General features: G+C 53.6%; 23 protein-coding genes, 1 tRNA gene and 9 pseudogenes. 17 read left to right on the top strand and 16 right to left on the bottom strand.

Annotated features, from left to right (window positions below; genetic code table 11):
- Positions 1–33: 33 nt before the first annotated feature.
- Positions 34–312: a DdfA family disk-determining factor gene (gene ddfA, locus HYG81_RS39825; RefSeq protein ID WP_226777668.1), complete on the top strand. Its 279-nt coding sequence runs from the start codon at positions 34–36 to the stop codon at positions 310–312.
- Between the two features lie 257 nt (positions 313–569).
- Here ddfA and HYG81_RS39820 read toward each other — a convergent pair whose 3' ends face one another.
- From HYG81_RS39820 to HYG81_RS39805, 4 genes are all read right to left on the bottom strand, one after another.
- Positions 570–803 (bottom strand): hypothetical protein, encoded by a 234-nt coding sequence (locus HYG81_RS39820; protein WP_226777667.1) that lies wholly within the window; start codon positions 801–803, stop codon positions 570–572.
- Positions 804–914: 111 nt separating this feature from the next.
- Positions 915–1379, bottom strand: a complete 465-nt coding sequence (locus HYG81_RS39815; protein WP_226777666.1) for a hypothetical protein — start codon at positions 1377–1379, stop codon at positions 915–917.
- On the bottom strand, positions 1376–2020 hold the full coding sequence (locus tag HYG81_RS39810) for a hypothetical protein (RefSeq protein WP_226777665.1): 645 nt from the start codon (positions 2018–2020) through the stop codon (positions 1376–1378). The genes HYG81_RS39815 and HYG81_RS39810 overlap by 4 nt, the downstream gene beginning before the upstream one ends.
- A 65-nt stretch (positions 2021–2085) precedes the next feature.
- A tRNA-Ile gene (locus HYG81_RS39805) sits at positions 2086–2194 on the bottom strand.
- A gap of 730 nt (positions 2195–2924) precedes the next feature.
- Between HYG81_RS39805 and HYG81_RS39800 the strand changes: the two genes are divergently transcribed.
- The gene (locus HYG81_RS39800; protein WP_226777664.1) at positions 2925–3374 is read left to right on the top strand and encodes a Cdc6/Cdc18 family protein; all 450 of its coding nucleotides are present in this window, start codon (positions 2925–2927) and stop codon (positions 3372–3374) included.
- Between the two features lie 44 nt (positions 3375–3418).
- Here the strand turns inward: HYG81_RS39800 and HYG81_RS39795 are convergent, their stop codons facing one another.
- Entirely contained in the window at positions 3419–3706 is a 288-nt protein-coding gene (locus HYG81_RS39795; RefSeq protein WP_226777663.1) for a PadR family transcriptional regulator, read from the bottom strand.
- Positions 3707–4419: 713 nt separating this feature from the next.
- Here HYG81_RS39795 and HYG81_RS39790 point away from each other — a divergent pair.
- Entirely contained in the window at positions 4420–4770 is a 351-nt protein-coding gene (locus HYG81_RS39790) for an SWIM zinc finger family protein (protein WP_226777662.1), read from the top strand.
- A 444-nt stretch (positions 4771–5214) separates the two neighbouring features.
- On the opposite strand, the gene HYG81_RS39785 is transcribed toward HYG81_RS39790, so the two are convergent.
- The gene (locus HYG81_RS39785; RefSeq protein WP_226777661.1) at positions 5215–5823 is read right to left on the bottom strand and encodes a hypothetical protein; all 609 of its coding nucleotides are present in this window, start codon (positions 5821–5823) and stop codon (positions 5215–5217) included.
- 148 nt (positions 5824–5971) lie between these two features.
- Here HYG81_RS39785 and HYG81_RS39780 point away from each other — a divergent pair.
- Positions 5972–6319, top strand: a pseudogene (locus HYG81_RS39780) (AAA family ATPase); the annotation flags it as partial.
- Positions 6320–6353: 34 nt separating this feature from the next.
- Positions 6354–7049, top strand: a complete 696-nt coding sequence (locus HYG81_RS39775) for an HTH domain-containing protein (protein WP_226777660.1) — start codon at positions 6354–6356, stop codon at positions 7047–7049.
- A gap of 6 nt (positions 7050–7055) precedes the next feature.
- Here HYG81_RS39775 and HYG81_RS39770 read toward each other — a convergent pair whose 3' ends face one another.
- From HYG81_RS39770 to HYG81_RS39760, 3 genes and pseudogenes are all read right to left on the bottom strand, one after another.
- The gene (locus HYG81_RS39770; protein WP_226777659.1) at positions 7056–7361 is read right to left on the bottom strand and encodes a hypothetical protein; all 306 of its coding nucleotides are present in this window, start codon (positions 7359–7361) and stop codon (positions 7056–7058) included.
- A gap of 93 nt (positions 7362–7454) precedes the next feature.
- Positions 7455–7730 carry a PadR family transcriptional regulator gene (locus tag HYG81_RS39765; RefSeq protein ID WP_226777658.1) on the bottom strand — a complete coding sequence of 92 codons (276 nt, stop codon included), beginning with the start codon at positions 7728–7730 and terminating at the stop codon, positions 7455–7457.
- A 96-nt stretch (positions 7731–7826) separates the two neighbouring features.
- A pseudogene (locus HYG81_RS39760) lies at positions 7827–8228 on the bottom strand (DDE-type integrase/transposase/recombinase); the annotation flags it as partial.
- A gap of 337 nt (positions 8229–8565) precedes the next feature.
- Between HYG81_RS39760 and HYG81_RS39755 the strand changes: the two are divergent.
- The gene (locus tag HYG81_RS39755; protein ID WP_226777657.1) at positions 8566–9228 is read left to right on the top strand and encodes an HAD family hydrolase; all 663 of its coding nucleotides are present in this window, start codon (positions 8566–8568) and stop codon (positions 9226–9228) included.
- A 181-nt stretch (positions 9229–9409) separates the two neighbouring features.
- Here HYG81_RS39755 and HYG81_RS39750 read toward each other — a convergent pair.
- Positions 9410–9779 (bottom strand): annotated as a pseudogene (locus HYG81_RS39750) (ISH3 family transposase); the annotation flags it as partial.
- Here HYG81_RS39750 and HYG81_RS39745 point away from each other — a divergent pair.
- Together HYG81_RS39745 and HYG81_RS39740 are read left to right on the top strand one after the other, a co-directional pair.
- Positions 9779–10291, top strand: a pseudogene (locus HYG81_RS39745) (RNA polymerase subunit sigma-70); the annotation flags it as partial. The pseudogenes HYG81_RS39750 and HYG81_RS39745 sit on opposite strands and share 1 nt — an antisense overlap.
- A 103-nt stretch (positions 10292–10394) precedes the next feature.
- Positions 10395–10589 (top strand): annotated as a pseudogene (locus tag HYG81_RS39740) (integrase); the annotation flags it as partial.
- Positions 10590–10620: 31 nt separating this feature from the next.
- On the opposite strand, the gene HYG81_RS39735 reads toward HYG81_RS39740, so the two are convergent.
- The 3 genes from HYG81_RS39735 to HYG81_RS39725 form a co-directional block, all read right to left on the bottom strand.
- On the bottom strand, positions 10621–10800 hold the full coding sequence (locus HYG81_RS39735; RefSeq protein WP_226777656.1) for a hypothetical protein: 180 nt from the start codon (positions 10798–10800) through the stop codon (positions 10621–10623).
- A gap of 1069 nt (positions 10801–11869) precedes the next feature.
- Positions 11870–11986: a hypothetical protein gene (locus HYG81_RS45870; RefSeq protein ID WP_425607562.1), complete on the bottom strand. Its 117-nt coding sequence runs from the start codon at positions 11984–11986 to the stop codon at positions 11870–11872.
- A gap of 95 nt (positions 11987–12081) precedes the next feature.
- Entirely contained in the window at positions 12082–12408 is a 327-nt protein-coding gene (locus tag HYG81_RS39725) for a hypothetical protein (protein ID WP_226777655.1), read from the bottom strand.
- A 360-nt stretch (positions 12409–12768) separates the two neighbouring features.
- Here HYG81_RS39725 and HYG81_RS45590 point away from each other — a divergent pair, with 360 nt between their 5' ends.
- The 6 genes and pseudogenes from HYG81_RS45590 to HYG81_RS39695 all read left to right on the top strand — a co-directional run bounded on the left by HYG81_RS45590 (position 12769) and on the right by HYG81_RS39695 (position 17296).
- Positions 12769–13083, top strand: a complete 315-nt coding sequence (locus HYG81_RS45590) for a DUF7344 domain-containing protein (RefSeq protein ID WP_340674441.1) — start codon at positions 12769–12771, stop codon at positions 13081–13083.
- A 906-nt stretch (positions 13084–13989) separates the two neighbouring features.
- A complete protein-coding gene (locus HYG81_RS39715; protein WP_226777654.1) occupies positions 13990–14163 on the top strand; it encodes a hypothetical protein in 174 nt (57 codons plus the stop codon).
- A gap of 69 nt (positions 14164–14232) precedes the next feature.
- The gene (locus tag HYG81_RS39710; protein WP_226777653.1) at positions 14233–14520 is read left to right on the top strand and encodes a hypothetical protein; all 288 of its coding nucleotides are present in this window, start codon (positions 14233–14235) and stop codon (positions 14518–14520) included.
- Positions 14521–14594: 74 nt separating this feature from the next.
- Positions 14595–15537: pseudogene (gene nikB, locus HYG81_RS39705) on the top strand (nickel ABC transporter permease).
- A gap of 220 nt (positions 15538–15757) precedes the next feature.
- A pseudogene (locus HYG81_RS39700) lies at positions 15758–16582 on the top strand (HAD-IC family P-type ATPase); the annotation flags it as partial.
- Between the two features lie 237 nt (positions 16583–16819).
- Positions 16820–17296: a pyruvoyl-dependent arginine decarboxylase gene (locus HYG81_RS39695; RefSeq protein ID WP_226777652.1), complete on the top strand. Its 477-nt coding sequence runs from the start codon at positions 16820–16822 to the stop codon at positions 17294–17296.
- Positions 17297–17486: 190 nt separating this feature from the next.
- Here HYG81_RS39695 and HYG81_RS39690 read toward each other — a convergent pair whose 3' ends face one another.
- On the bottom strand, positions 17487–17597 hold the full coding sequence (locus HYG81_RS39690; protein WP_226777973.1) for a hypothetical protein: 111 nt from the start codon (positions 17595–17597) through the stop codon (positions 17487–17489).
- Positions 17598–18286: 689 nt separating this feature from the next.
- On the opposite strand from HYG81_RS39690, the pseudogene dpsA reads away from it, so the two are divergent.
- The 3 genes and pseudogenes from dpsA (at position 18287) to HYG81_RS39675 (ending at position 21717) form a co-directional block, all read left to right on the top strand.
- Positions 18287–18831, top strand: a pseudogene (gene dpsA / locus HYG81_RS39685) (DNA starvation/stationary phase protection protein DpsA).
- A 163-nt stretch (positions 18832–18994) separates the two neighbouring features.
- Complete coding sequence (gene trkA / locus HYG81_RS39680; protein WP_226777972.1) at positions 18995–20329, top strand: Trk system potassium transporter TrkA; 1335 nt, start codon at positions 18995–18997, stop codon at positions 20327–20329.
- Between the two features lie 155 nt (positions 20330–20484).
- On the top strand, positions 20485–21717 hold the full coding sequence (locus HYG81_RS39675) for an HAD-IIA family hydrolase (RefSeq protein WP_226777651.1): 1233 nt from the start codon (positions 20485–20487) through the stop codon (positions 21715–21717).
- 24 nt (positions 21718–21741) lie between these two features.
- On the opposite strand, the pseudogene HYG81_RS39670 reads toward HYG81_RS39675, so the two are convergent.
- Positions 21742–22563 (bottom strand): annotated as a pseudogene (locus tag HYG81_RS39670) (IS5 family transposase).
- Between the two features lie 73 nt (positions 22564–22636).
- Positions 22637–23611: a deoxyhypusine synthase gene (locus HYG81_RS39665; RefSeq protein ID WP_226777650.1), complete on the bottom strand. Its 975-nt coding sequence runs from the start codon at positions 23609–23611 to the stop codon at positions 22637–22639.
- Positions 23612–23614: the final 3 nt, after the last annotated feature.

Here is a 23614-nt window from a genome sequence, read left to right as displayed (position 1 = left end):
ACTCACACGTATGGAGTGCTCAATAGGAAATAGATGTCAAGCACAGATTCCCCTGTCAAGTATTCGTGCAGTGAGGATGACCCCGTCAGCCAAACAGTCATCGCTGCTGTTGCGGAGGCATCAAATCGTGATCCGATTGAGTTAGATCCGCTCTACGAATATATCGACCCTGATGCCCTGAACACTCTCTTTCACCACCACTCCAGTGATGAGGGAGATCAAGACGACGTGTATCTGGAATTCACCTATACAACGTATCGCGTTGCAGTGACCGCCAACTACATTCACGTCACTCAGTTAGGAGGAACATAGAGCAGCAGTACAGTCGACCTGTAACACACCTCATGACAAAGAAACAGTCAATTGATGACACCGAATCGCTTCGTTCCTCTCTCCAAGGGGTCTTAGAAGAAGCAGCAACCAACGATGTCGAGATAGAAGGGAGCCTCCGAATCCAAGCAACGGCTGATCATCCAAATTGGGAGATCCAGATTTGGCAAATCGAATGACCGATAACTACTAGAAACACATCTAATTTGATGCAAACCTCGGTGTGTCGACGATCGTCATCACTTGTCACCTCTCTCTGGACCGACCCGCGTCACGCGACCAATCCTAGCGTGGGCACCAGCCAGTACCAGCGAAACGTGCTCGAGCATCGAGATATCGGTCACGATCGTGTTCCCATTCTTCTGGAGGACGAGGACGCCGCTGTCGTGGAGCCAGACAGAGACGCCAACCTCCCCAATGATGCCATCGATCTGGTGAGAGTGCTCTCGACGGAAGTGAGAGACGCTCGTCACCGCAATCGATCGCCGCCTGCACGCCCTGGCGAAGCGCCCACACTTGCGACTCGGTGAGCGTGTCCTCAGGTGCGTTACTCTCGTCGACGTATGTCAGCAGATCGGCCACCATCACGCCTCACCTCCGACGATCTGATCGATCTCGGCCAGTTCACGCGCTTCAGCGGCCTCGTCCGCATAACCCACGTCGGTGGCATAGCGCTCGAGGACGGTCACGGCTCCATCGTCGTCCATGGCTGCTCGTTCGAACAGCTCTTCAAGAACAGTGACAACCACACGATCGGAGATCTGACGGCCAGCATCGGCTGCCTCGCTCTCGATGCGGCCAAGCCGCGACTCCGGATATGCGTAGGTTTTCGAGGGCCTGGACTTTAGATTTGAACAGTAGACGACATCGAACACGCGATCGTCTTCGGCTGTATCGAATCGCGAGTTGCCGTAATTATCGAGCAGATTGTAGTTGTTTACTTCAGACCACTCGGCGACTGTCTGGCCAGTGTCTGCGATCACGTGGACTGGCCGCCCCTGTGCGAGATCCAAGCAGACGTCACCAAGTTTGATCGACTGTTCGCTCATCGGCTCACCTCGTCGTCACTGAGAGTGCGAGCGAGCGTTGCAGCCTGCTGTTCAATCGGCTCGTGGTGGGCGTGTCTGACATTCAGGAGCGCAAGGTACGCTCCAAGCCCCCACAGCTCTGCTCGGTGCAGTTTGTCAGCAAACTCCGTGAGAACGTCGTCAGTCGTCTGGCGACCATCGGTGAAGCCGTTGATCCGAGCTGCAATCCGATGAGGGATTGCATCTCGACAAGAAGGATCTCGTCCTGTGTAGTCGGCCATTGTCTCGACGAGTCCCGTAAATCCCTCAACACGTCCGTCGACCGTGACGTCCCACTCTTCGAGGTCATCCTCGTTGACGGCGTACGTCACAGCGTCGGGTTCCTGTCTCTCGAGGAGAGCCTCGAGAGCCGCTCGCTTCCAGCTGCGGTAATCGCGGAACCTCCAGAACGTGGCGAACTCTTCGAGCGTCTCGATCGAGTACTCGATTAAGATGTCGGCGCGAACACGCTCGGTTGTCTCGTCACTATGGTCAGTGATCCGAGTGACCGGCCCACTGGCAGTCGCGAGGAACCGCCGTGAAAGCGGCGTCGTGTAGTCGGTTGACTGCTCGTTATCGGGCGTTTCCGCTGTCTGTGCTGCCGTCGCGTCTACTCGTAACATCTGTGATACCCTCCACCCCTCTCGAGGGTGGAACAACACCACGTGCAGTGCGTTCGTGCGGATGCTGGTCGACTCTGACGGATTCGAACCATCGACCACTCGGTGTCTCACACGATCTAATGGGTCCGATCGTGTTATGAGCCGAGCGCTCTAACCAGACTGAGCTAAGGGCCTGTATATCGGATGAGAGTAGAACATATCATAGTTGTCCCTATTTGAAAGGCCAAGCCTGTTCTTCGCGAGCTATTTCTGGAAAAATGACAATCCAATAATTTTATTTATTTGGGATGGTGCTGTGGAACACCCATATTGGATTGGTCTGGCACGGCATTGTGTGTGGGTAAAGTGTTGCAGTAGACCAGCACGTTAACCGACCAGAATCCACTGCCGATATTCTGAGCTTCGAATACAACGGTGCTGGCCGTCGGGCCAGCGCGCCAATGCGTAGAGGTTCGGTGTTGCCGGCCCGCCGTAAGACCGTATTATCCCACGCGACGGTTACAACTCGAGTGCGATAACTCTAGTCGTCTAACTCATCACGAACCATCTCGCGAATATAACTCTCGAAGTCGAATACCGACGGCTCGGGTACGTCCGATTACAGCCGATGTGCCGCCTCGGGAACAGATCGATAGATGGGCCTATACCACGTGCGTGAGAAACACCGCCCACTACCGAATCATCCCCAGACTCCGCGCCGCATCCGCCGATACGACGATATCCCCTTCGAAGGCCGACACCGGCCACGTCGTCAATCAACGCCGTCAGTCCCTTGAGATAGTTCTGATTTCGATTCTCTCGAAGCGTGAGTGTCGCTTTCTCCGCGTGTTCGGTCACCCGATTCTCTCGAAGCGTGAGTGTCGCTTTCTCCGCGTGTTCGGTCACCCGATTCTCGAGAAAACGCGTGAGCGTCGGCGTCGAACCCAGCGTGATCGGTGGCAGCGAGCTCGAGTACATTGCCCGATGTTCGGATTTAGATGCTCGCGACACGATCGCGTTGCTCTCTCATAGCGTCCGGACTACCGCAAACGGCTCGGCCGACCGAGTCACATGGGCTGTGAGCGACGACTCAAAACCCGACGCGGACCAGGCCGTGGTTTGCTCCCGACTCTCAGATCTATCTCGTGAACAGCGACTCGTACTCGAGGTCATGGCGAATACCCATCCCGCGACAAGCAGTAGAGTGTATGAAGCGTATTGTGAGCGCGCGGCCAACCCAGTCCACGATCGAACGCTGCGTGGGTGGCTCCCGAAACTCGAGCGCTATGAGTTGATCGTGAAATCCGAGTCGGAGTACGAACCCGTCTACGAGGTTCGGGAGATCGTGTTGAAAGAACTCGAAATTATGGTATAGACGCGGGTTAGGAGCCGTCTGTTGGCCATTGTGTCGATCGTCTGCTACTCTGATAGGAGCTCGCCCCCGTACTGGTCTTCCCACTCGCGACGTGCCTCGATCTCGCGGCGGCCACGAGCCGTGAGCGTATAGACGTTCGTCCGTCGATCAGCTTCGCCTTTCTCGACGAGGCCCTTGTCGACGAGTTCGTCCAGATTCGGGTAGAGTCGGCCGTGATGGATTTCCTTCTCGTAGTACTGCTCGAGTTCCTCTTTGAGTGCGAGTCCATGTGGTTCATCCTGGCCGGCGATCGTGTACAGCAGGTCACGCTGGAAGCCCGTTAAATCGTACATATTTGTTCGGTGTTCTATCAGGGCATAAGAGTGTCGAAAACAGCATGGGAAACGGCTATGAGAGGAGATTTAGACGATACCAGATTTGTCAGTCTTCATCGTCTGGATCGTCTTCTAGCTCACTCGCGTCGAGATCGTCCCACGCACCCTCCTGTTCCCAGTCGACGATCGGCGTTGGTTCCATCCCCGAGCGGTCGCGTATCTTGTCCGTGTATTCGAATCGCTCTCGGGGATATCCAGTGAGATCGGCCAGGATCGACAGTGCGTCGGGCTCGTCACTCTGCAGTGGCCTTGAGGATAATACGACCTGCTGACGGACGACGAGCGAGAGAACGGTGAGGTCGCCCTCTCGTCGCGACCAAAGTCGATCGTCTAAGCCAACAGTCTCGAAACGAACGCACAGCCGGTGGAGTTGTTCGCTCCGTGACAGGGGTAGAGGGATCAAAGACGATGCAAACTGCCAGCCGGATCATGAATCTACTCGCCGTTGAGTTCACTACAGAGTCCGATTCGACCGTCGGGAATTCCCGCTTCGGCGTATTCGATGCGCCTGAGCACACTAACACGAGCTGTGACTTCTACGGAAAGTTCGGGCTTGTTCCGACCCAGAGCTGTGAAACTGCCTGTGATCTTGGCGTTCAACTAATCTGCTCCGACTTCGAGAGCGCGTAACTCGAGACGATCGACCAGTTTAACGGTAGTTACACCTGACCATGTCTACATCATCATCATCAGCACATCCGCTCGAGCGACTTGAACCGACCCAGCGGACGCTCCGACGCGCCCAGTACGAAGCCTTCGAGTTCGAACTTGTCGTGCAGGGTGTCCTCGTTCGCAACGCCAGCCATGCAAAGCCCGAGGATCATGAGTACCTAGTGACGATCGAGGACGGCTTGCCGCACAGCTGTCCGTGTCCAGCAGACGAACACCACCAAGGTGCGTGCAAACATCGGGTTGCAGTCGCGATCCGAACGTCCGTTCTCGAGGCTGCACGCAACGCACAGCGAATTCGCGAACTTGAGGCCTGCGGAGTGCAGGCCACAGCGAATCCACCGGCGCCGTAAGTTACCCACGGATAGAGATAACTCCAAATCGTGGGGGAGCTCTGTCAGGGCCCATCCAGATTCTGCACGGTTCTGAGTCAACACATCTGTAGGATACAGCGCCTGTGTCCCTTATTTTCCGATTTCGGGTAGTGATTGACCCTGGAGTCGTGTTTGGAGTTCATCCAGCTGTTAGACGCGGGTCGCTGTCGTCGTGTCTTCTTTGATAGCCGACGTCCGGGAGTCATTTAATCAATAAGCAATTGATGCACTCTCTTACGAGATCGTGTTATACAATTTAGTGGTTATACTGAACTGGCACTGTAGATTGAAAGTAAATCCTCCATCATGTATAGGGAATGGGTGTCAAAAGATGATAACTATACAGCACGGGTTCAGTCAGGATATGAAAATCCGGTCGAACTCAATGAAGGAGCTGTAGTGTATTAATCACTGAATTAAGTGTTACTGGTATTCTTCAATGTAGAAGTAGATCACGACTCCGAGCCCGAGACCCAGAGAAGTTAGTGATAGGAAAGAAGCGGTGGTGTGTGAGACAAGGAATCTAATATTGAAGAATAGCAGAGTCGATATCTCGAGTTGGTGGGTTAAGATCGGCATCAAGATAACGAACAGACACGGTATCAAAACGACGTAACGCTCATAGAGATTCTCCCAAAGAACTGCTTCCAAGAAGTTTCTGGAGTCACGGAAATTTAGATACACTCGGCTAACGAGAATAGCGAGTGCTAAGAACTGAGCAGGAAGGATGGAACCGGAGATTGATGCAATCCACTGTTCGATCATCAAGCCCATCGCGACCGCTCCTAAACTTATGAAGAGAAAAAACCCGTGTGAAAAAGGTCCTTGTAGCAAGTCAGAATCACTCGGTGTCATCGCAGTCCACATTCGGACTAGCACTGCATAGAAGAGAAGCATCGTGCCCATCTCGATCAAACGGTACCCCATGTCGGAGAAGAACACGAATAGTAGGGCGATGAGCAAGGCAGAAACAGTGGGTATCACCTCATCCGTTTCAAAGAAGTCCTTTAGTCGCTCCAGATGGTCTTTCATTTGAGGCATAACACTGCAAGATTCTTCCTGTCAACTCACAATAGGTCTTCTGCTACACTGAGATAATTGTACAGAAAGTTAGACGGCGCTACCTCACATTTCGACAGATGTCCTCAGTGCGAAATAGACCGTTCGTTGGATAGCGACTGCCGAAGTCAACCAGAACCTCTCTAGCGTCCTCGAGTCCATCACGAACGGTGAGCCTGCCGACACGGCTATAGTCACCGGACTCAGCGGCACCGGTAAGATCTGAATCTCGAAGTTCGTCACTGAACAACTCTGAGAAGAGGTTCTCGACGTCGAGACCACCTACGTCAACTACTGGCGCAACTATACCCGATTCCGGACGCTCTACCAGATCCTCGACGACCTCGGCGCCACCATCGACACCCGACAATCGACGCCTCACGACGAACTCGTCGACCGCCTACAGCATGACGGCCCGCGAACGGTCGTCATCCTCGACGAGGTCGACCAACTGGAGGAGCCCAGCGTCTACCCTCTCGGCGGTCGATCGAACGGGTTATGCGATGGCTGCGATGCGGATCCTGCAGGCCAAGAACCCCCGACCAACTCGAGACAGTATCTCGTTACTACAGGCGTTAGTCAGCTCACCGTACGCTGCTGCTCGAGCACTCCAGCAACTCGCCGGCGAAGACGAGAGCCGCGAGCTCCAGCCGGACGAACTCCGCTACGCGTTGGGAACACTCGAACCCAAGCAGTTGCTCGCCGATCTTCTACCGACAGTTGGCCGAATCGTTCAGACGCTTCTCACAGCCGAAAGCCGCCTGTCACAGCGTGCCCTTGCCGACCGAGCGGGCGTCTCAGCACGGACCATCCGTAACTATCGCAACTGGCTCGAGGCGTTCGATCTCATCCGGGTTGATGAGACTGGATACCGCCTAGCTCTATCGTTCCAGACTACTTCCGAGCGCCGCGATTCGCTTGTTCCAACTGTCCTCAAGGAGAACCAGACACTCCTCGACGCCGCTGACGCATTGCTCGAGACAATCCTCCCGCCAGAGCGATACAGTGATCCCGACGACCCACTTGGCAGCGTACTGTTCTGGCCGCCGAACCCCCAGCGATTACTCAATCACCAGCGAGTTGGTCCGTGGCTGCGATTAGCAGCTGCGCTCACAGCAACAGGATCTACTGGGAACAACCAGACCGTGCAGATGGGTCCACCGCTCGAGCTGCAAGCGCTTTCCTATATAACTCCGTAGGATTTACTAGCTGGTGTTCTTTCGGTTGGGTACGCCGTAATCGATGTGGACTTCCGGTGTGCTCGGTGATTCGGATGCAGCGGTTCCGTTCCAATCGAGAACATGCACGTTCGCCAGTTCTCCAGAAAACCGGAACCGTTGGACTCCGGTTTCGATCGTCCCCTCGACAGCATGTTTCGAGACTACTGTGGGTTTCTCGAACGAGTCAGTCTCAACTGGTTCGATATCACCATCGACGCTAATTTCGTAGTTGGATGGCACTCCACGACCGATTACTGTAACAATATTTGCCATAATTCTCCCACTTGGCATACAGTGGTAGACTCAATTTTCCCAGTATAAGCCTTCTCATTGACAAAATAGTCGGAACCTCCAACATTCTCGAACGAACGAATATAGGATGCACTACAACTCGACGTACTGATCTTCCCACTCTCGTCTATCCTGGATCGCTTGCTCTCCTGCGTCGCTGATCGCATAATAGTTCGTCCGTCGGTCGAGTTCGCCCTTCTCAACCAACTCCTTGTTGACAAGCGTATCGAGGTTTGGGTATAGCCGGCCATGATTAATCTCGCTTTCATAGTTTCCCTCTATCTCCTCCTTGACATCTTGTCCGGACGGGCGGTCGTCACCTGCGATCACGTACAGGAGATCTCGTTGGAAACCGGTGAGGTCATCCATCTCACGTGAGTATTCAACGATGCTGCATTTGACTTCTTTCCACGGAGAATTGTATGTCTCCGCGCTGTGAAAGTAGAATATTGTGCCCTGTTAGACATGTTTCACGGTCAATCGATGCAGGAACGCAGCGGCTGGATCGGTGCCTCGTCGTCCGAACACTGCGACAGCAAGAATGAGCTTCGAGTCTAGGTCTATTGCATCGTATACCCAAGACCAGTTACCGTTGACCTTGACAGCGGTTTCATCAATAGCGACTCGCGACGGCTGCGCCGCCGCCGGGCCTGGAACGCTGTCAGCTAGCCGATGTACCCAGTGGATCGCTTGATGAGAGCGTTCAACGCCGAGTGAGTAAAGAACCGCTTGTGTCTCCCGAAGCGAACAATCGGTCGCGTGGAGCCGGACGGCGAACACCCTGACGGGCGTCGCCGTCCGCTCACGCTCCCAACATTCATCAAATTCCGCCGCGTAGCTCTCGCTGAGCAGGTCTGAGAACATCATTCCAAACCAACTCTACGACCTGCTCACTTCTCAAACCGCGCTAACTAGTGTCGCTTCAAACCTCAACCGGTACGCAGGACAACGATGCCGTAACCGAGATCGGCTGATCAGTTCACAGCTGAAGTAACACTAGACGGTGCCAACGGTGGCGTAACATAACTGCACCAATCACATGAACCCCTATTTAGTTTTCTCACTACATGACTACCACATACATCACCCGAAACTTTGGACGGAATAAGTGAGCGCGGCGGCGATGTATTCCACAGGGAGTATCTCGTGGTTGCGAGAGCGTAGAAAATGCTTTTCCGTAGTCGATCTCAATTGATCAACAACAATGGGTATCTCGACTGTACTGTTGGACCTCGATGACACCATTTGTAAACACCCCCAAACTACCCAAGATCTGCTGCAGGATGCCTTTGATGCGGCGAGTGTGGACCCGTTCTTTGATGCCACTGCGTTCGAGAGCCTAATTCCAGAAATTGATGCGGACTCAACACCCGATCTTCGCGAGCGCTGCTTCAAGCGTCTCGCAGAGGATGCCAACCGCGACCCGAGGGATGCACTGGCTGTTGCCAACGCATTCGAGGATCCTGAACCTACTGCAGTAGAGTTTCTTCCAGGCGCCGAGGCTTCCCTCGAGCAACTTGCCTCGAACTACCGTCTTGGTCTCGTGACCAACGGGGACCGGATGTACCAGCGCGCGAAGCTCGACACGCTAGGTATCCACGAATACTTCGATGTTACGACGTACGCCGAACCGGGCCGCAGTGTGAAACCCGATCCCAACCCGTTTTACCGGACACTCGACACTCTTTCGGCGACTCCTGACGAAGCGGTACACATCGGGAACTCGCTGCGGTCGGACGTCGTTGGTGCGCAGGCCGCAGGCGTAACGGCTGTCTGGCTGGCACGCAAGAAGAAGACAGTAGAAACGATAACCCCGGAGTACAGCATCGAATCAATGCGTGACCTGCGTGCGCCACCGTGGGTATAGACTCAGTCGATCACATCGAGAGACTCACGATCTCCTCCAGTAGACACTGAATCTACGTCTATGATGTCTGGATAGCCATTAGAACGATGGAGATGTCTGACGTCGGTCAGTCGCTGTCGGCGGCGATCGCCACCGACGTGACAGTGTTACCACTCCCGAGCGTGCCCCAATTCAGGGACAGCTACCGGAAGAACTGGTCGTCAAGTGGTTGACTCGCTGGGACAGCTTTGTGCACACCGAGGGCTGTCCAGACAGTACGAATCACCATCTCATAGAGCTCCGTGAACGACGACTCCCAGAGGCGGCGCCCCCACGGCGGGGTGCCGCTACGTACATCCAGTGGAGGTATCGCCAGACGTTCTGCAGCAACAGATTCACGACAAACAGCAATAACCAAAGCCCGGCATCCCGAGAACTGGTGAGAGCAAGGCTCTGCTGGCTAATCGGTAGCCTGATTCGATGCCGAAGCACTTGCGATAGTGCTCTCGTGCATCCCGTGGCGTGGCGATGAACGGCGCGTCACGGCTACGCCGCTGACGCGCCACCCCGTTATGACGACGGCCTCTCAGTCGTCGACAACCGCGTAAGAGACGCAGCACGTGAGATCGTCGCTGCCAGCGCCGGCACCAGTCCACCATTCATCGAAGAGGCCTACGTCATCCCCCAGTTCGGAAACTGGCCGTTCGCGTTCACACGGATCGACGCCGTCTATGTGTGGACACAGGGCAGCTACCAAGTCGGTCATGATCCCGACGACTATCCGCTGTTCCTTGCCGTTCGTGAGCAGAACGTCGACACCTGGGAGGCCTTTTTCGAGTCGTTCAACCTTCCCATCACATCCGAACGGCTGCCCCAAGACGAGCTAGCAGGATCGTTACAGGTCGTCCTCGATCCACAACCGTCACTCGAAATTGAGCGCGTCGAAGGCTATCCGATGATCCCGAGAACAGAGACGATCGAGTATATGTGTAAGAACTACGCCCAGTTTCAGTCGGCGCTCGCGATGCTCGACCGGATATACGACGACTACGATCTCGGTGTCAGCTACTGGGAGACGGAACGGGGTAATACTCCTGTTCTCAGGACCAACTGTGCAGCTGCCGATCTCCACCCACCGATAACCGCGTACGTTACCTAGAGAGTGCCTTGCAAGTCAGTGCAGGTGCATCGAGGACGGCGAGTATCTGACCCTCCACGGCGCTCGTTGTGGTGTCGGCGAGACGCTGTATAAGGAACACGGCGCGCAACGCGCTCAACGGACACTCCGGCACGCCGATCCGAAAACGACCTCTGAAATGTACTCGCACATCGAAGCGAGCGAGCTGGGCGAAGACAATACGGGCGTGTTTGAAAACGAGTGAATCTGTCAGCGACAGTTCCACAACCGAACGATCATTCAAACGGCACAGGACCGAGGAAGAGATCGCCCGCACTATCATTTACCGCTTCGTCGGCGGCCACCTTCGCGTGAGTCTCGCAGTAGTACTTGGTCGATCGCTCATCACCCACAGGATTGTAAATCACCACATGCGTGGCTTTGTTGGGACACTCCTCACGCTCGCACGAGGCCATGAGACATTCTCCATCGTCTAAACAGAAGTAACCCGACCTCTATCGGCCATTCACTAGCGATGTCTAATTCTCGAGACCATCATTCTAGAACCCGCTCACGCACAACCCCTGCCGTCTCTTCCCAACCCTATACACGCCTTCTAACCGCTCCCCCGCAGGTCAGCCAGACTCGCGTGCTCGCAGACGATCGCTTTTGAGGTCGCTTTAGAAATCTCTGAGATAGCTTTAGCGATGGTCCGGGTTGTTTTGTTCCAAACGTCGACGTGAAATACGAGGCGGAGCTTGAGGTCCTTCTCGTCACTGAGTTGATCGACGAGGTCTGAGAGTAGTCTGGCCGACGAATAGGCGATGACGTACTGTTATGCATCATATTCTTCAGCGTCGTATTCGGCGATTTCACGTGACCCGCAGACAGGACACTCCGACGTAGTGAGTTCAAGTGTTGTCCCGCAATCTCGACATTCGTAGACTATATTGTCGTCGGTTGATAACCACCGCCGGACTGCGGTGGAGAGTGACATACGTTCAGTACGAACCTGCCCAGTGCAGATGACCGTTTGGCTTTCAACTGCATGTGTGACGGACCGACTATCATGGTTTGCTATTCGGTCCCAATTTCGGTGACAGCGTCGCCTCCCTGAATTAGACAGGCAAACAGCTATTCGTGTCGCTGTCTCACACTCATACGGTCTGCCCTACTGGTACTCGCGTCCCACCCGAGAACATCTAGGGGCAGATCACACAGCGAACTGACACGGCACACGTCTCATGGCGAGTGCTGCACTGAATCACTGCGAATCCAGGCCCTTGGTACTGTCCGCGGCCCGTGGCGAGTACAAGCGCGAATTCCCCGTGCTTGTACCGCCCGACTGTAACCGTGGAAAGCATATCATGAGTCTATGACGGCCGCGGCTACTGTACCCGGCTGAGAACATCCACAGTCGCCTCACTCCCACTCCGAGATAGCCATATTCCTAATATTATATTATTAATAATTATTATCTGAAGCAGTAGAAGAGCCGCGGGAGACCGTATCCCAGACTACAGTCTATCGGCACCCACATAACGGTCATTGAATCCTTCCAAGAACAGCCCCGGCCGTCTCGGCCTCAACCTCATACACGTTTTCTAACCGCTTGCGCTCGCTCGCCCGAAGGTCGTCTAAATTATCGAAACCCCTCGTGATCGCCTTACTCGTCTTTGGCCCGACGCCGTTGATATCTTCAACGGTGAGCGAATCGGAGATTCGCGATCCTCGTCAGAGATTTCCTCTAACGTAGATCAGGTGAATCTGGTCGTGCCGGTCGTCAACGGCCTCGCCGAGCCGACACTTGTGTTCGGGTTTGTCGATTGTTCCCTCGGCGTACAGCTGGCGGGCTTCCTCGATGGGGCCTCGTTGGTCTGGAGGTAGGTACGGACGATGGCTGCGAGGATTACGGCCAGCACAGCGTTGTAGGAGAGTGTTTCGAGAGTTTCGAGCATGGTAACCGTAGATAGTAGCACGATTTCTTTATTCAAAATACTGCTTAAAACCGAGCCAGGAGATTCGATAACTACGTGTACCCACTTACCGTCTATCCTCCTCTGGTCAAAGTTGGATGTCCTCACACAGTTGTTTATTGGATCGGTCCCAGCAGATAAAACCAACTATACATGCAGTTCGATAACTACTTACCACATTCCGGAGGTCGAACCGGCTAGGATAGTCCCTATCAGAAAGACCGCTAATAGGAGTAGGATTAGTACTGCCAACAATAGATTAGGCCAGTTCATTTCTCACCAGACTCTGGTCTCTCGTGGCTGTTAAAACGGCCGGTAAGTAGTTCATTCCCCTAAACGGCAATTACGTGTGCTTATTAATCATTGGAGAGGTATATCCTTCAACGAAAATTGACGGATAAAAATTCGGTAATTGTGTATGTGAACCGATACCTTATTCTTATTATCCCCCGGGGATATTTATCAGTAATGGATTCGCAGGACGAAGAACTCATTCAGCTACTTGCAGATACCACTAACCGAGCAGTTTTGACCGTTCTTACGGATGCGTCACACGGACTTTCTGTGACCGAGATTGCTGAACAACTTGTTTTGGAGGACGAAGGGAACATTGAGCAGACGGTCATCTCGCTCCATCATAATCACCTCCCTCGACTTGACGAAGCAGGATTCATCAAATACGACTGTGATGAAAGCATCGTCACTGACGAGAACTACTTGAGAAGTGACGCCGGGTGGAGGGACATAGACGTACTCGACGAACTGCTCTCACGGTCTGGATAGGAACGCAGACCAGACGATAGTACCGTTGGGCGACTTGAGGGGCGCAAAGACGTGTACGACTACGGTTGGAAGTTGACCGATGAAGCTAAGGATGAACTGTTTCTGATTTACAGTTCCGACGAACTTTTCGACGAGGAATGTCTCCCCATGCGGAGAGAGCCATTGAACGAGGAGTTGAGTTACATACCGGGACGAAAAGCCCAGAGGTTCGGAAGTTCTTTCAGGATCGCCTTCCAGAAGCGACGATATGGGACCACCGGATGGACTGGATGTATGAACAGCCGAGTTGTCCCAAAGTAAGTCGGCTGATTGTCGCCGATCAGGCGAAAGTCGTCGTTGGTCTGTAGGACGAAGATGCTGATGGGACGAAAACGGAAATCGCAATGGTCGGTGAAGGAACGACCAATCCCTTGCTGGTCCTTATCCGTGAACTATTCGGTCCTCGATTAGATCATCTCGATTACCAGAGTGATGAGTTCGAGAAATGAGTTGGATAACTGCTTCACCTGTACCGAACGGTAACTACGTGTACTTACTGATCAGTCACCGTCAGTAGCTTCTTCAAAATCTTCTTTGTCTACGTGGGAGAACGATGTCCCGCCGCATCTGCAACTATTTCGAGTCCCAATTGGGAGTATTCCTTTATCGCCAGTGGTCATAGCCGCATATGCGTTTCCGCATCGGTCTCAGACAGCGAGAAGATTTCGACCCTCCCCATACGTTAAAAATTCCTGACTCCGCTAAACTACTTAAATTTGATAGGGTGTTAAAACAGTTCCGATTGATCACCACCTCCTGTACTCACCATGGATTTCCCGGATCGTTCTGAATAAAGAAATCGCGCTATGATCTACTGCTAACGATCGGCCGAAGCGGTTATCCCGTCGGTCATTGGCCCGGACTGTAATGCATGCCCGTCGACTTGAAAACAACACCCTTCTGATTACTGCGCTTGTCGAGTATCACGACGCCCTCCGCGATCGCGACCCCGAACGGGCTCGCCGGGAGTGGACACGGGCACAGGATCTGGCCGCCGAACACGGGAAGACGATTGACGAAGCAGTGGGGTATCGGTTCTGAGTACGGCGATTCGCTCACTTTCACTCCGGCACGGGAACCCTTATTCGCGACCGGCCGTAACGAGATAGTGTGTCGAACTGTTACGTAATCGGATACGACCTGCAGGATCCCGGACAGAACTACGACGATCTCACAGATGCGATCGAAGACTACGGTACGTGGTGGGGCCACCTTGATTCGACGTACATCGTCAAAACAAGCGTCAGTGCGTCAGATATCCGCGACAATCTCCATGAATACCTCGATCCGAATGACAAACTGTTAGTCGCGAAACTGTCTGGAGCGTGGGCCGGCTCTAACCTTGGCGACGCGGCAGACTGGTTGTACGACCAAATGCAGTCCGAACGGCTACCTTAATTCCAAGACCATATATACGAATTCCTCACTGCGAACATCGAGATGACGACTGCCCTAAGCTGGCCGCGAAACGGATGCTCGTGTACTTCCGCGAGACCGGCTCGCTGACGGCCGTCATGACGTTCGTGTCGCTGATCACATACGGGTTCGTCGTCTTTGTACCCGGCAACCCGGCCCGCACGATCCTGCGACAGCAGCGACAGAGTCCGCCGTCAGAGTGCGAAGTCGAGGCTTTCCGCGCCAAACATAGGTTCGACGAACCGTTCCTCACCCAGTATCTCGCGTGGCTCGGCGACGCCCTCCATGGCGACTTCGGGACGTCGTACTACCGCTCTGAACCCGTCACGTCGCTGTTGCTCGAGTACCTGCCGAACACGCTCGAACTCGCGCTGGCGGCGATCGCCGTCTCGTTGCTGCTCGCCGTTCCGACCGGCGTGTTGAGCGCCGTCTACCAAGGCACTTGGATCGACCGTACGAGCCAGTGTGCCGCGCTAATCGGCGTCTCGATGGCGAACTTCTGGTTCAGGTACGTGATTCCTCGTGTGTTCGCTCTGGCTCGGGCTGACGTCGGTCTCCGGCGTCGGCACGCTCAGCCATCTCGTGCCCCCCGCGATCACCCTCGGTACCGGCATGGCCGCGATACTCACTCGCCTCGTCCGTGCGTCGATGCTCGACATCCTCGAGACCGACTACGTTGCGACCGCGCGACCGAAGGGACTCCGCGAGCGTCTCGTCGTCTACAAACATGCGCTGCGAAACGCGCTCGTCCCCGTCGTGACGATGGTTGGCCTCCAGTTCAGTTTCGTGCTCAACGGGGCTGTCGTCATCGAGGTCGTCTTCCAGCGACCCGGTCTCGGTACGCTACTGGTCGATGCCATCTTCACACGCGATTACCCGATCGTCCAGGGAATCGTGCTCGTGACCGCCTTCGCCTTCGTCGTGACGAATCACCTCGTCGACCTTGCGTACGTCGCGCTCGATCCACGGATCGAACGTGAACGGGGTGGGCGTCGATGAGCGACAGTGAGACCAGACACGCCGAACCGAGCCACCAACTACGGACGCTCGTAGAGCGCCCTCTTCGGCTGATCCGGCAACGATTCGATGCCGGTCGTGGACTCCGGACGAACGCGCAACTCCACCTCGGCGGTGGGATTATCTACCTGCTGGCGCTCGTCGCGCTTGTCGGACGGTGTTCTCACCGTACGATCCGGCCACCCAGACTCTTGGCGCTCGCCTCGAGCGGCTCTCAGAACATCCAATCGCGAGTGCGATCGTCGAAGAAGCATCCGATGTCGAAGGGAAAAAAGGCGACACAGACACGACTGTCGACGAGTTCGAGCGCCACCGCCGCGGCGTCAGCGGCCGCGTGACGGTGAGGAAACGCTTGTCGGCCATCCAGCGTTATTCGATGAATATGAATGGAACCTGTCAGCGACCTTAAAGACAAATGTTGAACAGGCATACGCCGACGGTGACGTGCCAGTCCTCGTCGGCTGTAACGGGTATGTCCAGAACTTAATTACCGTCGGTGATGCTCCACGACCAGAGTGGAAAGTCGCTGTCGAGACGCTATTACGGAGTCGGGAAATCGTCGTGCTCACAGGCGACGAGGGCGGCGGCCGATCGCTTTCGTGATGTTGAGGGAGTTGGCGAGGTATTCGCAGGTGTTCCACCTGAAGCCAAGGCCGAAACGATCCGTCGACTCCGTTCCCGGGGAACGGTCGCTATGGTTGGTGACGGGAATAACGATGCCTCTGCACTGGCGGTCGCGGATATTGGAATCACTATGGGAGGAACGCAACTTGCGACAGACGCTGCTGACGCGGTAATCATTTCGGACGATCTCGAGGCAGTTGCGGAAATCTTTGCGATCGCTGCCAAGACTCACCGACGAATCCGCCAGAACCTCGGCTGAGCAATATGTTACAATATTATAGCGATTCCACTTGCAGTCGCCGGTCTATTGAATCCCTTGTTCGCCGCCGTCGCAATGGCGACCAGTAGTGCTCTCGTTGTCGCTAATTCCACGCGATCGCTAATTGATTCTGATTCCGTATGACTGCTCAATTGGAGAATCTCCAAAGGAATTAGTGGTCAATGAATAAGTATTATGGCCTAGCCAACGCAGCTATCGCCACCTTCTTGACTAGGTTTGTGTACCGAGAAAGGCGAAAGAGTTTTTTTCTGTTCTGAGACTGATGATGGTTAGCCTGTTGGCGAGAGGTGTTGGCTCTGGCGGTTAAGCAAGCTCCAAGTAAATCGAAACTCCTTATTTCGGTGTCCGATTTGAACGTATATGGGTAAAATTAGAATCGTCTGGGGAATCGGAAATGCTTCAACCGAGAAGGCATCGTATGATGCAGCGCTAGCAGCTGCGAACGTTCATAATTACAATTTAGTTAGTGTCTCTTCAGTTATTCCGAGCGATGCTGCTCTTGAGGTTATCGGAACCGCTCCCGATTTGGGAACAGTCGGTGATCGCTTGACTGTTGTTCAAAGTCGAAAAACGGTCAAACCCGGTGAGACAGCCGCTGCTGGGATCGGATGGACACGCAGTAAATCCGGACGGGGTATTTTCTACGAGTCAACAGGCGATACAGAGAATACTGTCCGTGAGCGCATTAAGACTGGTTTGACTGCTGGTAAGGACCATCGAGACTGGGAATTTCTTAGTGATGGAGAGGAAGTCGTCGCTGAGGCTGAATCTGATGTTGAACATTACGCTAGTGCCGTCGTACTGGCGATTTATGGGCGATCCTCCCCTATTATTTAATGCTCTAAATACGGGAGATCATCGTGTTCTAAAAATGCTCCTCTCGATAGGCCACTTCGATTTCTTTCTTAAGCGACATTATATATTCATCCAGAATATTTGGAATTTCGTCACTGAATCGTTCATTCTGGAATCAATATATCGGAGCAATAACTGCAATCGTGCCAAGAATACTCCCATCCGGGTTTTTTTACGATCCGACCGAATTCTCGTAATCCATTACATATTCCTCGTCAGCAAACGCAACTCCTCGTTCCTTGATCGCATACAGAGATTCAAAGAGCGATTCTTGATCGGTAATTGTTTTCTCAGTCTGTTCTCTTAACCCTCACTGGTCTACTATCTCTTCAATACGATCCCTTGGGTATTCAGCAAGTATCGCTTTTCCAGTTGCGACACTTTGAAGATAATAGTAGATACCGCCAACTGTAACAGACTTGGACGTGTGAGTATCCTTTGAATCAAACTAACTATCTGGATAGAACGATTCGTGGACAAGAATACCCCGGCCGTTGTTTTCAACGACAATCTCTATCTTTCCACCAACCTAACTAGAAAAATTTAATATGCCTTTATCGGTAAGGACGCATGCCTGTTTCCGTGATCGTGCGTATTCGCCGTGGTTAAGAAATCGCAAATCAACGTGGTACGTCTCACCCTCCTTCGTCTGATAGCCATGATCGATAGGCGTTCGAAGGTGCACATGTACCGTACTTCTCGCCATTGCTCGGTAGTTAATTCATCTAACGTCGCACCATCCAATCGCTGTATGGTATCTACTCAGTAAATTTCGTCTGTGTCATTAAAGCCCCCATCTGACATGAAGTCGATGTTTGGCGGCGAGAGACGTATTGGGGTGAAGTCAAGATGTCGAATCACGAAGAGATATTGACACGAATATACCATTCCAGAAAATTATTTTTTATTGATGAGAGAAATTATTTTGTATTGGTGGCATAGAAGTAAGTGGCACACGTAAGGAAAGACAAGATGAGCAGTCAGAAGAAGTCCCAACAGAGCGCAGGTACTGTCGAAGAGAACGCACTCCGGCTCGAAAAGGAGAAAGCAGAACAGATAATCGACGCACTGAACACTGACCTCGCGGACGCGTACGTCCTCTATCACCAGCTCCACAAGCACCACTGGAACGTCGAGGGCGCGGAGTTCCGCGATATCCACGTGTTCCTCCAGCAGGTTACGAGGACGTAGAGGACGCGGCTGACGAACTTGCAGAGCGGCTCCAGGCGCTCGGCGGCGTCCCGCACGCCAGTATGACAACGCTCGCAGAGAACGCGACCGTCGAAGCCGAGGACAAGGACGTCTATGGCATCCGGACGTCGCTCTCGAACGATCTGGAGATGATGGGTGACATCATCGAGAGCTACCGGGAGCACATCGAACTCGCGGAGGGACTCGGTGACCACGCGACCGCACAAATGCTCCGCGAACAGTTGGAAACGATCGAGGAACACACCCACCACGTCGAGCACTACCTCGAAGACGACACGCTCGTCCTCGAGTCGGCGACGAATTAAGGAACAGAACTCATAATGCTCGGTGACGTCTATATGCTAGTATCGGTAGGCTCAGGACACGTCGTTAGAGGTTGATCATAACCCAAAATCGCCCGAGGAAGTAGTGATGATTACTGAAACTTTGCTTGGACCTATAGTTGACGATAGTTCGTCTAGGGATTCGATGCATATTACGGTAATTGGTGCTGGTGAGGTCGGGAGAGCGATTGCTGCTACTCTGTCGGGCCTTCATAAAGTAGTCATCGTTGAACGTGATCAGCGTATCGTAGAGGAACTTACGTATGCACACGACGTGCTTGCTGTACACGGAGACGGACGTGAGATTAAAACACTACAGCAGGCCAGAATCGAACAGGCAGACCTTGTTATTGCGTGTACCGATGATGACGAGGTGAATACAGTTATCTGCGGTACCGCAAAGCTGATTTCTGATGCTTTCACTATCGCTCGAGTCAGACATCGAACGCTGTATGAAACGTGGGATGGGCATCCAGATGCCTTCGGTGTTGATCATATGATATGCACAAATCTACTGACGTCTAAGGCAATTTTTCGCATCTCTGGGCTTCCATCGGCTCGAGAGGTGGATACCTTTGCTAACGGCCTTGTACGAATGGCTGCGTTCGAAATTGGGCCAGATAGTCCTATTATCAAACGACCCGTGCGCGAGATAGATAGTGATGATTCATTGACGTTTGCAGCGATCTTCCGCAACGAGGAACTGCTAATTCCAAGTGGAAAGACAGTCATTCAACCGGGTGATAGCATAGTAGTTATCGGAAGTACTCACGCTGTGGAAAATTTCGCCTATGTGATTTCGACGTCATTACGGAGTCAGACAGACGACATTATTATTGCTGGAGCAACTAAGGTCGGAGTTCAAACGGCTAAGCTATTCGAAGAACATGGATATAACCCTCGTTTAGTCGAACAAAATAGCGATAAAGCCCGTGAAGTTGCCGAAGCACTCCCAAACACGACAGTGTTTCATGGAAATCCAACTGATATGGATTTCTTAAATCGGGAGCAGGTGGGGGAAGCTGATCTAATGATTTCTGCATTGGAACATGATGAACAAAATTTGCTCGTAACGTTGGTAGCACGTCAGCTCGGTGTTGACGAAACAGTAGCTGTCGTCGAGAATCAGGAGTATACCGGATTATTCGAAACAGTTGGTGTCGACGTGACTGTCAACCCACGTGAGGAAACCGCTGAAGAGATCGTTCGGTTTACTCGATTGAGCCCTACTGAGAATATTGTTATACTTGAACATAACCGTGCAGAAGTGATTGAAGTTGAGGTTGCTCAGGATAGTATCCTCACAGACCGCAAGATTTCGAATTCGATAACTGATCTTCCAGATGGAGTTGTTATTGGGGCGATCGCTCGCGACGATGAACTCGTGACTCCACGAGGCTCAACGATAATCAAATCAGAAGATCATATCATTTTGTTTGTGGATGCTGATATACTCGACGAGGTTACTGAAGCAATTTAAAACAACATTCGCTACAGTTGGCCTTGTTTAGACGTGGAGCAACAGCCCGTTCCTTTCGTTAATGACGCTACAAACCAGCCGCTCAGTTAAACTACGGATGTAAGATGTAACCTCCTCCAAAAGGATACAAGTGGCCGATGGTACTACAAAATGGCATGGTTTCTGAGCAATTCGACGCGTTCTTGCTTGACCTTAACGGGGTAGTGTATCTCAGGGACGAGGCCCTACCGGAGGCGGTCGAGTCGGTGAATCGCCTCGATGAACTGGACAAGGAACTACGATTCCTGACGAACGACCCACGCCCTCAGCGTCAGACGATCGCGAACAATCTTCGCAAACTGGGGATCGATGCGGAAGAAGACGAGATCATCACGTCGGGCTGGGCGACCGCCCACTACCTCTCACAACAGGATGTGACCACCGCTGCTGTCGTCGGTAGCGAAGGGCTGGAAATCGAACTCCAAGAGGAGGGCATCGAGGTCACGGACGACGATCCCAATGCGATGGTCGTCGGCGCGGACGAGAAGACGTCGTATCAAGACATCCAGCGGGCGGCGAGACACATCCATCGGGGAGCGACCTTCGTGGGGACGAACCCCGATGGGTCGTTCCCGACCCCAGACGGGCCCGCACCCGGGGCCGGGGCCATTGTCCGAGCAGTTGAAGCTGCGGCGGGGACAGAGCCGATGGTCGTTGGCAAACCCGAGCCGCTTATGTTCGAGATGGCTCTCGACGGGTTGGCCGACGACGTGCAAGCGGTCGTGATTGGCGATAATCCTGCCACGGACATTCTCGGCGCCCACCGTGCGGGACTCACCGGGATTCTAGTGGCCGAGGACGAACCAACTGCCGCATCTGCTCGTGATCTTCAGCAACCAGATTTGACTATCTCGACGCTTGCAAATCTCTTCACGGACACAACCGACACGTGGGAGGCACTTCCCTATTCGTGGCCGGACGAGATACGGCCGGGTGTCGCTGCTGTCGTAGTGAATGACGCAGATGAGGTGCTGTTGCTAAAACGTGCCGACAAAGAGCAGTGGGCGCTCCCGACTGGCACGGTCGAACGGTGCGAACCAGTCGGGGACGCTATTACACGAGAGGTTGAGGAGGAGACGGGATTGCAAATAGCGGTTAAGCGGTTGATGGGTGTCTATTCACACCCGGAACAGCAGGTGTTTTCGTATCCCTCAGGCAAGGCAGTTCACTTCGTCACGAATTGCTTTCGGTGTACCGTCGAGGGGAGGGGGACACCCGAGGCCGACGAAGAGGAAGCCCTCGAAGTCGGATTCTTCGACAGGAACGATTTGCCGTCGGACATCCTCCCGATGCAACCGCAGTGGATAGCCGATGCAAATGATACGGATGGCTCTCCTTCAATTCGATAAATACACATGCTGTACTGACCGAAGTTACGGAGCAAGTTCGACATTTCTCACAGCCGCTTTCAGAACGGGTTCACGGAACTGCCCGAATCGCGTCCGCGCCCGAAGCGTGTCGCCGTACTGCTGCGTGAGCACGAAAAACACAGCCTCGACGATTGACCGTCGATGATAGGTATCGTCGTCATGGCGAGCATTATGCGCCATATCTAGCGGGGCGAACTCTCAGTGTTTGATCACTGGCCGAACGTCGGCCTCACGAAGTTCTTCGTGGAGCTTGTCCCAATCATAGCCCTTGTCAGCGGTCACGGTCTGTAGCCGGTCGAGGTTCCGTGTGAGTACCTGCCGCCCAACGCGGGTGTCATGTGGCTGCTTCATCGAACAATGAATGGCTAACACGGTGCTAGTTTCGCAGTCGACCAACGCTGTCGCCTTTACCGATCTGAAGGTATAGTCTGTCCGATTTGCGTAGTGGCGACAGCAGAGTATCGGTCGAAGCCAGTCGCGTCGATAGCCTGTACGTCACCGCTATCGTGGAGCTCAGCGGAGAGTCAAGGAGAGTTCGCCAGACTGCGATCTTGAGCTGCTGCTTCCGTGCGCAGACGGTCGTAAAGTCTGGCAGCTCGCACATTTCGAGATTCAGTTTCTCGACGATGCCATGCATCTCGTGAAGGACATCGGGGAGCCGTCGATATGGCAGATCAAGGTATTCCCGGAGACCGTGGATCATAACGACACCCAGTCAGCGTAGCCACCGTCGCCCTTCTTGACCGGTGGTGAAGCATCACCAGAGACAGCGCGTTTTGCCAGCGTTACGAGGCGATCCGTAAATTGAGAGAGACGAGAGGGCACACTGCTCAGTTCTGGCTTTGAAATAGGTTAGTTTGCCGAAGTGAGTCGCTGCTCTGGCATCTAAACAAAGGCCCTACAGTTTGAAAGCTCCAGCTACAAGTAATGGAAAGACGAGTGTGGCCTCTGCCTCGACCTGTGTATAGTTTGCTTGCTCTTCCTTGATTTTACCCCATGAGACCGCCTCGTTTGGCGGTGCACCCGACAGCGATCCATCTCCCTCCATGCCCGTCGAGATGTAGACGACGTAATCCGCCCCGCCGCGGAAGAGATTCGTCATAATCGCATGGTGTTTCGGTACACCACCCCCAACCGCGATGAGCCCCGTCGTGTCCGCGAGCAAGCCGTCTTCGATGAGTGAGTCGTAGTCATCCAGAATCTCGATTCCGACGTCTGAATCGTAGCCCTGGCGATAGTAGTAGAGAAAGTTCCCGACTTCGGCGTCGGTTAATGCCGGGCAGTACACTGGGACGTCATTGTCCGCCGCCTGCTTCAACACTGAATCCTCGTCGTCGAGCGTCTCACCTAACTCACGTGCGAATGCCGTCGGTGTCCGAACTTTCTCCTCCGCGAAGAACTCATCAAAGAAATCATACAGATACTCCTCCAGCCACACGTACCGATCAGAGGGAACGAAGAGATTACCAAGTCGGTTGATGCCTCGTTCCCGAAGTGCTGCCTCGTCTGCGTCCCAGTCTCCCATCTTGAACGGTTTTGCTGTCTTGATGACGTCCTCAGTTAGTGACCCGGATGTCGTGATGAGAACATCTACGTACCCTTCTCGGACGAGGTAGGCAACGGCCTCGCGCAACCCCGATGAGATGATATTTGATGTGAATGTGAGATAGATTGTTGCATCCGCTTCTTGCATACGTTCTGCAATATCGATGGCTTCTGCGAGCTGTGTTGCTTGAAATCCTGTTGACGCATAGGAGTCGAGCATCTCGTGGAAGTCGAACTCGCCGCGAAAGTCGTAGCCACGTACGTCTGGTGTATCAAGTTCTTCCTCACTCTCGGGTACGACGTAGTCGTGAGAGTCGTCGTTATCCATACG

It is taken from the genome of Natrinema zhouii (genome assembly GCF_013456555.2).
Taxonomy (GTDB): domain Archaea; phylum Halobacteriota; class Halobacteria; order Halobacteriales; family Natrialbaceae; genus Natrinema; species Natrinema zhouii.
Note: the sequence above shows the minus strand (reverse complement) of the source record. Positions and strands in the feature narration are given on the sequence as shown.